This window comes from Sorangium sp. So ce834, assembly GCF_051521425.1.
In the GTDB taxonomy this organism is placed as follows: domain Bacteria; phylum Myxococcota_A; class Polyangia; order Polyangiales; family Polyangiaceae; genus Sorangium; species Sorangium cellulosum_D.
Genome location: NZ_CP150351.1, coordinates 1,975,094 through 1,989,977 on the forward strand (window position 1 = coordinate 1,975,094; position 14,884 = coordinate 1,989,977).

General features: G+C 73.8%; 11 protein-coding genes. 7 read left to right on the forward strand and 4 right to left on the reverse strand.

From position 1 onward, the window contains the following. Positions 1–139 precede the first annotated feature (139 nt). The gene (locus tag WMF20_RS07085; RefSeq protein WP_437611773.1) at positions 140–2,242 is read left to right on the forward strand and encodes a DUF4215 domain-containing protein; all 2,103 of its coding nucleotides are present in this window, start codon (positions 140–142) and stop codon (positions 2,240–2,242) included. Positions 2,243–2,741: 499 nt separating this feature from the next. Next, positions 2,742–3,515, forward strand: a complete 774-nt coding sequence (locus WMF20_RS07090; protein WP_437611775.1) for a ribonuclease HI — start codon at positions 2,742–2,744, stop codon at positions 3,513–3,515. Positions 3,516–3,656: 141 nt separating this feature from the next. Here the strand turns inward: WMF20_RS07090 and WMF20_RS07095 are convergent, their stop codons facing one another. After that, a complete protein-coding gene (locus tag WMF20_RS07095) occupies positions 3,657–5,885 on the reverse strand; it encodes an NADP-dependent isocitrate dehydrogenase (protein ID WP_437611777.1) in 2,229 nt (742 codons plus the stop codon). A gap of 415 nt (positions 5,886–6,300) precedes the next feature. Between WMF20_RS07095 and WMF20_RS07100 the strand changes: the two genes are divergently transcribed. Further along, on the forward strand, positions 6,301–7,317 hold the full coding sequence (locus tag WMF20_RS07100; RefSeq protein WP_129573620.1) for a peptidylprolyl isomerase: 1,017 nt from the start codon (positions 6,301–6,303) through the stop codon (positions 7,315–7,317). Positions 7,318–7,370: 53 nt separating this feature from the next. Beyond that, the gene (locus WMF20_RS07105; RefSeq protein WP_437611780.1) at positions 7,371–7,739 is read left to right on the forward strand and encodes a YkgJ family cysteine cluster protein; all 369 of its coding nucleotides are present in this window, start codon (positions 7,371–7,373) and stop codon (positions 7,737–7,739) included. A gap of 18 nt (positions 7,740–7,757) precedes the next feature. Here WMF20_RS07105 and WMF20_RS07110 read toward each other — a convergent pair whose 3' ends face one another. Next, entirely contained in the window at positions 7,758–9,221 is a 1,464-nt protein-coding gene (locus tag WMF20_RS07110; protein WP_437611782.1) for a protein kinase domain-containing protein, read from the reverse strand. Next, positions 9,222–10,853, reverse strand: coding sequence for a 2,3-bisphosphoglycerate-independent phosphoglycerate mutase (gpmI, locus tag WMF20_RS07115; protein WP_129573624.1), 1,632 nt, complete (start codon positions 10,851–10,853; stop codon positions 9,222–9,224). A 234-nt stretch (positions 10,854–11,087) separates the two neighbouring features. Here gpmI and WMF20_RS07120 point away from each other — a divergent pair, with 234 nt between their 5' ends. Genes WMF20_RS07120 through WMF20_RS07130 form a run of 3 tightly spaced genes read left to right on the forward strand, consistent with a single transcriptional unit; the run spans position 11,088 to position 14,213 of the window. Further along, positions 11,088–11,510, forward strand: a complete 423-nt coding sequence (locus WMF20_RS07120) for a VOC family protein (RefSeq protein WP_437318619.1) — start codon at positions 11,088–11,090, stop codon at positions 11,508–11,510. A 35-nt stretch (positions 11,511–11,545) separates the two neighbouring features. Continuing rightward, positions 11,546–12,109 (forward strand): Uma2 family endonuclease, encoded by a 564-nt coding sequence (locus WMF20_RS07125; RefSeq protein ID WP_129573626.1) that lies wholly within the window; start codon positions 11,546–11,548, stop codon positions 12,107–12,109. Positions 12,110–12,167: 58 nt separating this feature from the next. Next, positions 12,168–14,213: a DUF2169 domain-containing protein gene (locus WMF20_RS07130; protein ID WP_437611785.1), complete on the forward strand. Its 2,046-nt coding sequence runs from the start codon at positions 12,168–12,170 to the stop codon at positions 14,211–14,213. 9 nt (positions 14,214–14,222) lie between these two features. On the opposite strand, the gene WMF20_RS07135 is transcribed toward WMF20_RS07130, so the two are convergent. Next, entirely contained in the window at positions 14,223–14,870 is a 648-nt protein-coding gene (locus WMF20_RS07135) for a hypothetical protein (RefSeq protein ID WP_437611787.1), read from the reverse strand. Positions 14,871–14,884 lie beyond the last annotated feature (14 nt).

Genomic DNA, 14,884 nt, shown 5'->3' on the forward strand with positions numbered 1-14,884 from the left:
GCCTCGCGCGCTCGGCCGCTGGCGTCCTCTCGATTCCATATCAGTCTAGTGCGCTGAGGATCGACCGCGCGAGTCCGTCAGGCTCGGAACGAGCCTTGAAGGGACATCGCCGTTCCCGCGAGACGCGGAGGAGATCGAGGTGCCAGTGCCAGCGGACCTCTTCAGAAGCGCTCCGTTCACGAGGGCCCTGTCGCCGCTCGTCATCGTCGCTGCCATCACCGCATCCGGCTGCGATCAGCCCCGGGAGCCGTCGGGCTCGGAGGTCGGCGGCGGCGGGAACGGCGAGGGCGGCGGGAGCGGAGGGGCCGGCGGAAGCGGCGGGAGCGGCGGGGGCGGGGCGCCCTGCAGCGTGGCCGCGGATTGCCCCGGGGTCGACGGCGCGTGTCAGCGGCGCACCTGCGAGGGCGGGCGGTGCGGCCTCGACCCTGCGCCGCGGGGCAAGCCCGTGGCCGAGCAGGTGCCGGGCGACTGCAGGAAGAGCGTTTGCGACGGGCAAGGCGCCGTGATCGAGATCGACGACGAGCTCGACGTCTTCTCGGATGGAGACCCGTGCTCGGCCGACGTCTGCGTCGCCGGCGCGCCGGAGAACCCGCCGGCGCCGGCCACGACGGTGTGCGGCGGGGCCGATCCGTCCGGAGGGCGCTACTGCGACGGAAACGGCGCCTGCGTCGAGTGCCTCGCCCCGGGCGATTGCCTGAGCAACGTCTGTGTCGGGAACAGGTGCGTGGCGCCCGATTGCGGCGATGGCGCGACGAACGGGGCGGAGACCGACGTCGACTGCGGGGGCTCCGCGTGCGTGCCGTGCCCGGACGCGGCGGCGTGCGTCGCCGACGCGGACTGCCGGAGCGGGATCTGCAGGGACGGGGCGTGCAGGGCGTCCTCGTGCACCGACGGCGCGACGAACGGGGCGGAGACCGACGTCGACTGCGGCGGGCCGGCGTGCCCGCCGTGCGCCACCGGCAAGGCGTGCGCGGCGGACGGCGATTGCCTCGGCGGACGGTGCTCGGGGACGACGTGCCTCCCGTCGTGCACCGACGTCGCGCGGAACGGCGCGGAGACGGACATCGACTGCGGCGGGCCGGCGTGCGTCGGGTGCGCCGCCGGCATGGGCTGCGCGATCGGGCGCGATTGCCTGAGCCGCGTCTGCAGCGCGGCGGGGACGTGCGCGGCGCCCGCGTGCGGCGATGGGGTCGTCAACGCGGCCGGCGAGGCGTGTGACGACGGCAACGCGAGCAACACCGACGCTTGCCTCACGACGTGCAAGGCGGCCTCGTGCGGCGACGGGTTCGTGCAGGCCGGCGTCGAGGCGTGCGACGACGGCAACGCGAGCGACGCCGACGCCTGCCCGGCCGGCTGCGCGGCGGCCGCGTGCGGCGACGGGTTCGTGCGCACCGGCGTCGAGGCGTGCGACGACGGCAACCGGATCGCCGGCGACGGGTGCAGCCCCGGGTGCCTCCGCGAGGGGTGCGGCGACGGCGCGATCCGGTCCGGCGAGGAGTGCGACGACGGCGACACCGACAGCACCGACGGCTGCCCCATCACGTGCCGCGTCGCGCGGTGCGGCGACGGGTTCGTGCGGGCCGGCGTCGAGGGCTGCGACGACGCCAACACGGCGAGCGGCGACGGATGCAGCGCGACCTGCGTCGTGGAGGCGGGATACGCGTGCCGGGGCACGCCGAGCGTGTGTACCTCCTCGATCGAGCGCAACTGCGGGGATGCGGAGGACAACGACCTCGACGGCGAGACGGATTGCGACGACCCGGACTGCGCGACCGGCTGCGACGGTGGCGTGGGCGGCTGCGCGCCGGGGCAGGTGCTGTGGGTGGAGTCGTCCACGGACGTGCCCAAGGCGGTCACGGATCGCGCGGTCGCCGCCAGCGTCCTCGCGGTCGGCGCGAGCGGCGCGGTGCGGCGCGTGACGCTCGAGGTCGATATCGCGCACTCGTTCGACGCGGACGTCGACATCTCGCTCGCCTCTCCGGCGGGGACGATGGTCGATGTCTCGAGCGACAACGGGGGCTCCGGCGACGACTACCGCGGGACCCTCTTCGACATGGGGTGCAGGACCCCGGTCACGGCGGGCGTGGCGCCGTTCCGCGGGTGCTTCCGCCCGGAGGCCTCGTTCGCGGCGTTCCTGTCCCGGCCGGCGAGCGGCACGTGGACGCTCCGGGTCGGGGACGACGCCGGGTCCGACTCCGGCACGCTGAACTCGTGGTCCATCGCCCTCTGCATCGAGCGGTGACCGCGCCGCGGTGAGCGCATCGAGCGGTGGACCGACCGCGGCGCTCGCGGCACGGCCCCATGAACGTTGATGCGCTTCCCGTGAACGGGCGCCGGCGTCGCCTCCACGGCGCCGGCGTCGCCCCCCACGTAAGGAGGACCGGACGCCGCCCCCTCACCGCGCGGCTTCGGCACGGCAGGGGGCTCTCACCGGCGTCATGACCCCGATCCATAAAATTAGTTAGCCTTATTAACTATCAAGCCTGACCGGCACGTGGACCGTCTCCACGAAGCTGCTGCTCGCGCGGATCGCCCGCGTGGCTCGCTCCGCCTTGCAGCTGGTGGCTCGCTCCGCCTTGCAGCTGGTGGCTCGCTCCGCCTTGCAGCGGATCGAGGAGGCGCGCATCGGCCGGTGGCCGGCCGCGCCGCGCGCCCGGCCGCGCCCGTCCGGTCCGATCGTCCGCGCTCGGCTGGCCGGGTCTCCCGTACCGCCGGCCCGCGATTCATGCCAGGGTGCGCGCGTGCCCTGGGTTCGCGCATCGCTTCGAGGTCAAACCGTCTACGCCCGCGCCGATGCCGCCGGCGCCTTCGTCGCCGAGGAAGGAGGCGGCGTCGAGATCCGCTACAAGCCGAACGACGGCCGCAAGTACAAGGCCCGCCTGGACAATCTGACCATCGTCGACCCGAAGGTGCTGCCCGACGACACCTGCGGTCCGGCCGAGGCGGTCGTGAAGGCGCGCGCCGGCGAGCAGCCCGACGGGGCAGGGGGCGCAGGCGCGCCGGCGCCGGCCGGGGCGGCGCGCGGGCAGCGCAAGGCGTCGGCGCGGGGGGCGACCGCCGCGGCGCCTGTCCCGGAGGGGGCCGTCATCGTCTACGCCGACGGCGCGTGCTCGGGGAACCCTGGGCCCGCGGGTCTCGGCGTGGTGATCATCGACGGCGGCCGGCGGATCGAGCGCAGCGAGTACCTCGGCACTGCGACCAACAACATCGCGGAGCTGACGGCGATCCTCCGGTCGCTCGAGGAGGTGGACCAGCCGGAGCGGCCCATCGTCATCCACACCGACAGCCAGTACTCGATCGGCGTGCTCCAGAAGGGGTGGAAGGCCAAGGCGAACGCCGAGCTCATCGCCTCGCTGCGCGACGCGCTCGCGGCGCGGCCGCGCGCGCGCCTCGTGTACGTTCCAGGGCACGCGGGCGTGCTGCTCAACGAGCGCGCCGACGCGCTTGCGCGCGAGGCCGTCCGCGAGCGCGCATCCCGGCGGACGGTATACCCCGGCGCTGCCGGCTCCGGCTGATCGCGCGCTTTCCGGCAGACGGTGTAACTCCGGCTCCCTGGAAGCGGCGCCCCAGCAGCCCTGACGGCGACGCTCGGCGGCCGTGGCCGCCGAGCGCGTCGCCTGTGGACTCGTGCGCGCTCGGCGGGGGCCCCGCGCGGCTCAGGAGAAGCCGTCGATGGCCGCGTTCAGCGTGGCGCTGGGCCGCATCGCGGCGAACGTCTTCTGATCGTCGAAGTGGTAGTAGCCGCCGAGGTCGACGGGTTTACCCTGCGCGCCGATCAGCTCGTCGTTGATCTTGGGCTCGTTGTCCGTCAGCGTCTTGGCGAGCTTGCCGAACTTGGCCGCCAGCTCCTTGTCCTCGGTCTGCTTGGCGAGGGACTGCGCCCAGTAGAGCGCGAGGTAGAAGTGGCTGCCGCGGTTGTCGATCTCGCCGACCTTGCGCGCCGGGCTCTTGTTGTTCTCGAGGAACAGGCCGATCGCCGTGTCCAGCGCCTTGGCGAGCACCTTGGCCTTGGCGTTGTCGGTCTTGTTGGCGAGGTCCTCGATCGAGACCTGCAGCGCCAGGAACTCACCGAGCGAGTCCCAGCGCAGGTAGTTCTCTTTCTGCAGCTGCTGGACGTGCTTCGGCGCCGAGCCGCCGGCGCCGGTCTCGTAGAGGCCGCCGCCGGCCAGCAGCGGCACGATGGAGAGCATCTTGGCGCTGGTGCCCAGCTCCAGGATCGGGAACAGGTCCGTCAGGTAGTCGCGCAGCACGTTGCCGGTGACGCTGATGGTGTCCTTGCTCTCCTTCATGCGGCCGAGCGTGAACTTCATCGCCTCCACCGGGCTCATGATCGGGAGCTCCAGGCCGCTCGTGTCGTGCTCGGGCAGGTAGGCCTTGACCTTGGCGATCAGGTTCTTGTCGTGGGCGCGGTTCTCGTCGAGCCAGAACACCGCCGGGGCGCCCGTGGCGCGCGCGCGGGCGACGGCCAGCTTGACCCAATCCTTGATCGCGATGTCCTTCGTCTGGCAAGCGCGGAAGATGTCGCCAGCTTCGACCTTCTGCTCCAGCAGGGCGTTGCCGGAGGCGTCGACGACGCGCACCGTGCCGCTCTCGGGGATCTTGAAGGTCTTGTCGTGCGAGCCGTACTCCTCCGCGGCCTGCGCCATGAGCCCCACGTTCGGCGAGCTGCCCATCGTGCGCGGGTCGAACGCCCCGTGCTGCTTGTGGAAATCGACCGTGGCCTGGTAGATGCCGGCGTAGGAGCGATCGGGGATCGTGAACTTTGTGTCGTAGAGCTTGCCGTCCGTGCCGTACATCTTGCCGCTGGAGCGGATGGCCGCCGGCATCGAGGCGTCGATGATCACGTCCGAGGGCACGTGCAGGTTGGTGATGCCGCGGTCGGAGTCGACCATGGCCAGCGTCGGGCGTCGCTCGTAGACGGCCTTGATGTCCGCCTCGATCTTCGCCTTCTCGTCTGCCGGCAAGCCCTGGATCTTGTTGTACAGGTCGCCGATGCCGTTGTTCGGGTCGAAGCCGACCTTGGCCAGCGTGGCCGCGTGCTTGTCGAGCGCCTCGGCATAAAACACGCTGACGGCGTGCCCGAAGAGGATCGGGTCGCTGACCTTCATCATCGTGGCCTTGAGATGCAGGGAGAACAGCACTCCCTGCTTCTTCGCGTCCTCCACCTGCTCGGCGTAGAACGCCCGCAGCGCCTTGGCGCTCATCACGCTGACGTCGACGACCTCGCCCGCCTGCACCTTGACGCTCGGCTTGAGCACGGTCGTCTTGCCGCCGGCGACGAGCTCGATCTTCAGCTCCTGCGCCTTGTCCACCACGACCGACTTCTCGCTGCCATAGAAGTCGCCGCCCGACATGTGCGCGACGTGGCTCTTCGAGTCACGGCTCCACGCGCCCATCGAGTGCGGGTGCTTCTTGGCGTAGTCCTTGACGGCGGGCGAGGCGCGGCGATCGCTGTTGCCCTCGCGCAGGACGGGGTTCACGGCGCTGCCGAGCACCTTGGCGTAACGCGCCTTGATCGCCTTCTCCTCCTCCGTCTTCGGCTCGGAGGGGTAGTCCGGCACGGCGTAGCCCTGCTGCTGCAGCTCCTTGATGGCGGCCACGAGCTGCGGGATGGAGGCGCTGATGTTGGGCAGCTTGATGATGTTGGCGTTTGGCGTCTTGGCCAGCTCGCCGAGCTCTGCCAGGTGGTCGCCGAGCTTCTGGCCGTCCGTCAGGCGCTCCGGGAAGTTGGCGAGGATGCGGCCCGCCAGGGAGATGTCGCGCGTCTCGACCCGGACCCCAGCGGCCTTCGTGAACGCCTCGACGATCGGGAGGAGCGAATAGGTGGCCAAGGCCGGCGCCTCGTCCGTCTTCGTGTAGATGATGGTAGAATATTGAGTTTCCACTAGTTCCTCGAGGGTTGAAGGGCCGGGGTTGTCGGATCGCCCGTGCCTACCCGCGGGCGAGTCGGATTCACCTGGTGCTGGACAACTTCACTGCTCACACCCCCGCATTGCCATCGAGGCGTGCGGGACCGAGCGGGGCCACGCGCCCTCGATGAGGGGGACGATGGGGTTGTCCGGTCGACCAGCGTGCCTGCCCGCGACATGGAGATCGGTTGTCCCTGCGTGGGCTCGGCAAAGGTCGTCATGGCGGCCGCTTACCGCGCCGGGATCGCTGCGGCAACAGGCTGGACGGCCGCGGCGCGGCGTGGGCGGCCGCGGCGCGGCGCGCTCCGCAGCGAGGCGCGGCGCGTCATGTCGGGCCGCGCGGGGCCGGAAACGCGTGGAACCGGCCGGGGTCAAATGGTAGAGCCGCGCGATGCGCGCCCCGCTCCGCATCGCCCTCGCCGGGCTCATCACCGCCGCCGCCCTCGCCTCGCCGCTCGCCCACGCGGTCGTGAGCGAGCGGATCGTCGCGGTCGTCGGCGATCGCGCCATCCTGCTCTCGGACCTGCGGCAGCGGGCCCGCCCCTTCCTCCTGCAGATCCAGGCCCGGGTCCCGCCGGGCCCGCAGCAGGCGGCGGCCGAGTCGCAGCTCTTCCGCGAGCTCGTCCAGAAGGTGGTGGACGAGGAGCTCGAGAGCCAGGCCGCCGAGAAGGCCAATATCCGCGTGACCTCGGACGAGATCGAGAACGCCTTCCGGAACATCGCCGCCGCCGAGCAGACGACGGTCGAGGAGCTGTTCCGGCTGGCGCGGACGAGCTCCGGGCTCACCGAGCAGGAGTACCGCGACGAGATCCGCCGGCAGATCCTCGAGGGGAAGATGCTGCAGCTCCGGGTGAAGGGGCGGGTGCGCCTCACCGAGCAGGACGTGCGGTCCGCTTACGACCGGATGGTGCGCGAGGAGCGCCGGCGGCGCGAGTACCACCCGGCGTGGATCGTCCTGCGCATCCTGCCCGGATCGAGCGCCGAGGCGATCGAGGAGCGGCGCGCGCTCGCGGCGGCGCTCGCCGACCGCGCGCGGCGGGGCGAGGACTTCGCGGCGCTCGCGCGGCAGTTCTCGGACGACACCGCGACCCGCGACGAGGGCGGCGACCTCGGGGTCCGCGCGCCGCAGGGGACGCAGGCCGCGGCGAGCGGCCAGCGCGAGGTGATGGCCCCGGAGCTCGAGGCGGCGCTGATGGCGATCGAGCCGGGCGGCGTGGCCGGGCCGATGCGCGCGGGCGACGCGCTCGTGGTGATGAAGCTCCTCAGCCGCCAGCCGTCGCGCTTCACGACGCTCGAGGCCGCCCGGCCGGAGATCCTCCAGCGGCTGCAGGCGGAGATCCTGCAGAAGGCCAAGCAGAAGTGGCTCGAGGAGCTGAAGCGCGGGACGCACGTGGAGGTCCGGCTCTGACGGGCGGGGGCGCGCGCGGCGCGGCGAGCGCGGGCGGCCGCGGCGAGGCGGACGTGCCCGAGTGCACCGCGTGCGGCACCTGCTGCTTCTCGACCCTGCCCGAGTACATCCGGGTCTTCGGCTGCGACTACGATCGCATGGACGATCGCGCGCGGGCGCTCACGCGGTTCATCGGCAACCGCTGCTACATGCGCGTCGAGGACGGCCGATGCGCCGCGCTCACGCTGGACGCGGAGCTCGGCCGCTTCCTGTGCTCGATCTACGAGGTGCGGCCCGACTGCTGCCGCGCGCTCGAGCGCGGCAGCGGCGCGTGCCTCGGCGAGCTCCACGAGAAGCGGGAGCGACCGCTGATCGCGCTCGACGCGCTCCGCCGCCGCGCGGCGGGCGAGGGCGGCGCGGGGCAGGGCGGCGGCGCCGCGTAGGCGCTGCCCCCCTCGCGGTCAGGGCGAGGCGTCCCTGTCCTCCACCGGCGGCGCGCCCGCGTCGAGCGCGCTGCGGTCGATCCGCATGCTCACGTCGAGCGTGACCGTCTGCCCGGCGGAGACGGTGATCGTGCGCTTCTCCTCGGGCGCGTTCGGGTGGCGGAACGTGACGTAGTGCCGCCCCGCCTGGAGCGGGATCGGCCGCGCCATCGGCGTCACGTCGATGAGCTCCCCGTCGATGACGACCTCCGCCCACGGCCGGGCGAGCACCTTCAGGTAGCCGCGCCCCTCCGACGGCGCGCCGGGCTGCCTGGCGTCGGCGCTGGGCGGGCCGACCGCGTCCTGCTCGCGCAGGCCGAGCTCGATGAGCGCGCCGCCCGCGACGACCAGCGCGAAGATGCCGAGGAGCCGGACCGCGTCCGGCGCGAGCGACGCCGCGTGGCGCCGCTCGGCGGCCGGGCGGACGGACGGCACGTGGGCGAGGGGGAGCTCGTCCCCGCCGAGCTTCGCCGCCGCGAGCGCCCTGCCGATGAGCGCCCTCGGCTGCGCATGGCCGTGCTCGGCGAGCTCCTCGGCCAGGGCGTCCGCGACGGCGCGGCCGTTCTCGTAGCGCTGCTCCGGCTCCTTCTCGAGGCACCGGAGCACCACCCGCTCCAGGCCGCGCGACACGTCGGGCACGAGCGCCCGCAGCGGCTGCGGCGGCGCGCTGCGGATGCGGTGCGCGACGGCCCGGCCCTCGGCCCACCGGTCCTCCTCGCGCTCGCGCGGCGCGCGCGGCGCGCGCGACGCGCGGGAGGCGGAAGGCGCAGCGCCCGCGTCGGCGGGCTCCTGCTTCGGCTCGTCGAACGGGCGCGCGCCGGCGAGCATCTCGAACAGCACCACGCCGAGCGCGAACACGTCGGCCTGCGGCCCGGCCTCCGCCCCGAGGATCTGCTCCGGCGCCATGTAGTCGGGCCGCGCGAACGTGTCGCTGCCCTCGAACGGCTCGGGCAGCGACGGCAGCCGGCCGTCGAACGCCGCCGCGAACTCCAGGATCTTCACGCCGCCGGGCGGCGTGACGATGACGCGCTCCGGGCGCAGCTCGCGGTGCACGACCCCGCGCTCGTGCGCGTGCCCGAGCCCGCGCGCGATCTCCAGCGCGATGGCCGCCGCGGCGCCCTCGTGGAGGCGGCCGGCCCGCGCGCACAGCTCCGCGAGCGTCGGGCCCGAGAGCGGCTCGAGCACCAGCCAGATCCGGTCCTCGTCGCGCTGGAAATCGTGGATGTCGATGATGTTGGGGTGCCGGATGCGGGCGAGGATCTTCGCCTCGCGCTCGAGGCCGGCCGCGAACGCGCTCGCGGCCGACACCGTGGGCTTCAGCGTCTTGATGAGCGCCGCCCGGCCGAGCCCTTCGTGCTCGGCCCGGTACGTCACCGTGAGCGCCCGCGACGAGACGGCCTCGCGCAGGATGTACGGGCCGAGCTGCCTCTCCGCGGCGCCCACTTACCGCTGTCGGACGCGGAGCGAGCGCCCCGTCATCGCCGCGGGCTGCTGGATGCCGAGGATCTCGAGCATCGTCGGCGCCACGTCGCAGATGCGTCCGCCCGACCGGAGCACGACGCCAGGGTCGTGCTTGTTCAGGTAGTAGAGCGGCACCGGGTTCAACGTGTGGGCGGTGTGGGGGTTGCCGTGCTCGTCCTTCATCTGCTCGCAGTTGCCGTGGTCCGCGGTGATCATGAGCGCGCCGCCGGCCTCGCGCACGGCGTCCGCGATGTCGCCGAGCCCCTTGTCGACCGCCTCGACGGCGTGGATGGCGGCCTCGAGGATGCCCGTGTGCCCGACCATGTCCGGGTTCGCGAAGTTCACGAGGATGAAGTCGTACTTCCCGCTCTTGATCGCGGCCACGACCTCGTTCGCGACGCCGGCCGCGCTCATCTCGGGCTTCTTGTCGTAGGTGGCGACGTCGCGCGGGGAGGGCACGAGCTTGCGGTCCTCGCCCGGGAACGTCTCCTCGCGGCCGCCGTTGAAGAAGTACGTGACGTGCGCGTACTTCTCGGTCTCCGCGCACCGGAGCTGCGTGAGCCCGGCGCGGGAGATCACCTCGGGGAACGAGTCGGTCACCTCGTCCTTCGGGAACGCGACCGGCAGCTTCAGCGCCGCGTCGTACTCGGTCATGCAGCTGTAGCAGTGCTCCTGGAAGGCGTAGACCGGCTTGCCGCGATCGGTGAGGAGCTCCTCGACCTCGGGCGGCAGGTTGCGCCGCGTGAGCATCGCCGAGATCTCGCGCATGCGGTCGGGCCTGAAGTTGACGGAGAGGCCGACCTCCTCGCCCCACCACTCCCAGCGAGCCTCCTTCGAGGCGAAGTCGGCCATGAAGTCGCCCTTGATGCCGCTGTAGTCGCCGATGCGGACGGGCTCGACGAACTCGTCCGTCTTGCCGGCCGCGTACGACTGCTGGATCGCGTCGAACGGCGTGTCGACCCGCGGCGCGTCGCCGCGCACGATCGCCGTGTAGGCCTTCGTCACGCGGTCCCAGCGCTTGTCGCGGTCCATGGCGTAGTACCTGCCCGCGATGGTGCCGATGACGCCGACGCCCTCGAGCGCCTCCTGGACCTTCTCGACGTAGCCCCACGCGCTCTTCGGCGGCGTGTCGCGCCCGTCGAGGAACGCGTGCAGGACCACGGGCACCTCGTGGAACTTCGCGAGCTTGAACAGCGCGAAGAAGTGATCGAGCGACGAGTGCACGCCGCCGTCCGAGACGAGGCCGAACAGGTGCAGCCGGCACTTGCGGTCCTGCGCGATGCGGAACGTGCGATCGATGATCTCGTTCGAGCCGAGCTTGTTCTCGGCGATCGCGACGTCGATGCGCGAGATGTCCATCAGCGCGATCCTCCCCGCGCCGAAGTTCAGGTGGCCGACCTCGCTGTTGCCCATCTGCCCCACCGGGAGGCCGACGTCGGGGCCGCTCGTCCCGATCAGCGTCTGCTGCGCGTCGCGCTTGATCGCGTCCAGGTTCGGCATCTTCGCGAGGGCGATCGCGTTCTGGTCCTTTTCTTCGCGCTCGCCGAATCCGTCGAGGATGCAGAGGACGAGCGGGCGGGGGCGTTGACTGGGAGAGGGGGCGGCTTCGCTCATGGCGGCGGAATCTACAACGAAGCTGCGGCGATCGGGGGGCCGCTCGGGGAATTTCGACGCGCCCTGGCGCGCCGGTCGGGGGCCCGGGGGCGTCCAGGGGCGCGGGCGGCGGCAGGCCCGCAGGCGGCGCCTGGCGGCGCGGAGGGGCCGGCGGGCGGCGCCGGCCCGGCGGCGGGCCTGTCCCGAGACCGCCGCCTCCCCTACGATGGCGGGCGCCGCAAAGGGAGGACCTCGATGACCCAGGCCCCGCCGTTCCACCTCGCCTTCCCGGTCTCGGACCTCGAGGCGACCCGCCGCTTCTACGTCGACGTGCTGGGCTGCCGCGTCGGCCGCGAGGCCGCCCGGTGGATCGATTTCGACTTCTTCGGCCACCAGATCTCGGCCCACCTCGTCGATGAGCCCGGCGCCGTGCTCCCCACGAACCCGGTCGACGGCAAGGACGTGCCGGTGCGCCACTTCGGCGCCATCCTCGAGTGGCGCGCCTGGCACGCGCTGGTCGAGCGGCTGCGCGGGCTCGGGGTCGCGTTCCTGATCGAGCCGCACATCCGCTTCGTCGGCGAGCCGGGAGAGCAGGCGACGCTCTTCGTCGTCGACCCGAGCGGCCACGCGCTCGAGTTCAAGTCGTTCCAGGACATGCGTCAGATCTTCGCGACGTGAGCCGCTGCGCGCGGCGTGCGTGCTAAGTTCCGACCATGTCCGACGGTCGTCGCGCCACGTACCAGGATGTGCTCGACACGCCCCCGAATCAGGTGGCGGAGATCCTGAACGGCGTCCTCCACGCGACGCCGCGGCCGTCCCTGTCCTGTCGCAACGTCACGTCGGTCCTGGCCGGCGAGCTCTACCTCCCGTTTCGCCGGGGCATCAAGGGGCCTGGCCGGTGGGCGCTCCTGGTCGAGCCCGAGCTGCACCTCGGCACCGATCCGGACATCGTGATCCCCGACATCGCCGCGTGGCGCCGCGACCGGATGCCGCAGATCCCGATGCGGAACGCGGCCATCTTCCTCGCGCCCGACTGGGTGTGCGAGGTGATCTCGCCGTCCACCGAGGCGCTCGACCGCCGCGACAAGATGGAGATCTACGCGCGCGAGCTCGTGACGCACTACTGGCTCATCGATCCGCGGGGCCGGCGCCTCGAGGTCTACCGCATCGACGGCGGGCGGTTCGCGCGCATGGGCGCGTGGGAGGGCGACGTCACCGTGCGCGCGGCGCCGTTCGACGCCGTGGAGATCGAGCTCGGCGTCCTCTGGCAGGAGTAGCGCCGGCGCCGCGCCGGGCGCGCCGTCGCCGGCCGCCCGGGCGCGATAAGCTCCCGGCGTGCGCGTCTCCTCGACCTGCCCGCTCCGCGTCGCGTCCCTCGTCTGGCGGCCCCGCCCCGAGGCCTTCGCGCTCACCGTGGTCTGCAAGGCGACCTTCGCGCTCGAGCCGGGGCGCTCGCGCCTCGCGCCCGCGCAGGAGGCGCCGTGGGAGGCGGACGTCCCGTGGGGCGACGACCCCCGGGCGAGCCTGTGGGCCGCGAGCGATCTCGCGCCCTTCAAGCGCCGCGTGGACGTGCTCGTGGTCGGCCACGCCCACGCGCCCCGCGGCGAGCCCTCGGCCTCGCTCGTGGCGCGGCTCGCGATCGGCGCGATCGACAAGCGGATCGAGGTGCACGGCCAGCGCGCGTGGACGCCGGGCGGGCAGATCACGGCGGCCGCGCCGTTCGCCAGGGCGTCGCTCCGGTGGGAGCGCGCGGCGCGCGGGCCCGACGGCTGGAACCCAGTGGGCATCCCCGCGAACGCGGCGCCCGACGCGCGCGGGCTCCGGCCGGCGCCGAGCCTCCTGCCGCCCGGCGCCGAGCTCCGCGGCCCGGCGGAGCCGCTGCCGCCCGCGGGCTTCGGGCCGATCGCGCCGTCGTGGCCCGAGCGGGCCGCGAGGCTGCGCCGGCACGCCGCCACGTTCGGCCACGACGCCTGGGCGGAGCGGCCTCTGCCGGAGGACATCGATCCCGGCTACTTCAACGCGGCGCCGCCCGACCAGCAGCTCGACCAGCTGCCCGCGGGCGAGCGGCTCGTCCTCGAGCACCTGCACCCCCGGCACCCCGAGCTCGCGACCGCGCTGGAGGGCGTGATCCCGCGCGCGGCGCTGCTCCGCGGCGGCGCCGCGCCGCAGGAGATGCGGCTGCGCTGCGACACGCTGTGGATCGACGCGGATCGCGGGATCTGCACGCTGACGTGGCGCGGGGCGGTGCCGCTGCGGCACGCGGCCGAGGACGTGACGGCGGTGGTGACCGCGGAGCGTCCGGGGGCCGAGGCCGAGCTGGCGGAGACGCTGATGCCGGCGATCGCCGCCTTCGCGCCGGAGCGGGACGACACCGGCGCGCCCGCGCCCGGGGCGGCGGGCGGAGCTCTGCCGGCGGCGATGGTGACCACGCTCGTGCCGGATCTGCGCGCGGCGGGCTCCTCCAACGCGCTGCCGTTCGTTTCGCCGTCGGGGCTGCCCTTCGCGCCGGCGGCGCAGGGCGGCGCCGGGGAGGGGAGCGGCGCGCCCGCGCGGCCCCCCGGGGCGGCGCCGAGCGACCGGTCGTCGGCGCCGCTCCCGCCGGCGCCCGCCGAGCCGCGGCCGCGCGCCGCGGCCGGCGCCCTCGACGAGGGGACGGACACCCTGGTGCCGCGCACGCTGACGCCGGGCACCCTGACCTCGGGCCTCGTGCCCGTGCCCGCGGAGCCGCTGCCGTTCCAGACAGGGCGCGTCGCAGCGACGCCTGTCCCTGATCCGGGCATCGCGCCGCCGCCGCCGCCCCCGATCCTCGGTCAGCGGCTGCCGAGCTCGCTGCCGCCTCCGGCCGCGGCGCAGGCGAACGCACCGCCGCCCTCCGCGCCGCCGAGCTCGGCGACCGAGCCCGCGAAGGATCCCCCGTCGCCGCTCGCCGCGCCCGCGCCCGCGCCGGAGCCGGCCGTGCGACCGGAGGACGTGCCGGTGGAGCGCTTCGCGGCGATCTCCGCCGAGATCGCCGAGCGGCGCGCGCCGCGGCCGGAGGTGCTGCGCGCGCACGGGCTCGGCGAGCGCGCCTGGGACGCGGTGGAGCACCGCTTCCGGGCCCTCCTGGACAAGGACGCGCGCGCCGGCGGCCGGCTGCGCGCCGCGCACGACGCCGCCTACGTCGCGGCCGTGGAGACGTTCCGCGGCCCGATCGCCCTGGAGGAGTACGCCCGGATCGCGGTGGGGCTGGAGCGCGGTGCGGCCGGCGAGGTCCTCGACGCGCTCGCCATCCAGCGGGCGGCGCTGATGCCGATCGTGCGGGTGTGGACGAAGAAGGCCGCGGGCCACATGGCGCTCTCCGCCGAGCTGATGGCGCTCCTGGAGAAGCTGCGGGCCGAGTGAGCGCTCCTCTCACTCCCCGGGGCGGGCGCCGCCGTCCGGCGCTCGCGGCGCCGCCTCTCCGGCGGCCAGCGCGGAGGGCTGCCCGGGGCCGCCGGCGAGCGCCTGGCGCGCGCGGAACTCCTCCCAGGACAGCGGCATCGGCGGATCCTCGGAGTTGAGCCGCACCCGCTCCCCGACGATGTCGACGTCGTCGTTCGCCCGGATCTCCACGCCGCCGGGCGACGCCTCGACCTTCACCTCGCGCGCCGTCGTGCGCGCGCTCCGGCCGGCCTCGCGCACCGCGCTGCCGCGCACCCGCTCGTGCAGGCTCCCGCCCACCTCGATGGCGGCGTCCTGCGCCGCCTGGATCTGCAGCGTGTCGCACGAGAGCGAGAGCGTCCTCGCGGCGGCGATCTCCAGCGACGCGCCCGCGAGCGACAGCACCGGCCCGTCGTCGGTCATCCGGATGGAGACCAGGATCCGCCCGGCCGCGGCGCGGATCTGGATCCGCTCGCCGGCGCCCTCCTCGGCGATCTCGATGGAGCGCCCCGAGGCGAGGGGCACCACCCGAGCGCGCGGCGCGAGCTCCGCGCCGGGCGCGGGCGCGAGGGCGCCGGCCTGCGGCGGAGGATCCTGCGGCGAGGGAGCCTGCGGGGGAGGGGCGGGCGCGTCCGTCACGGCCGCATCGTAGC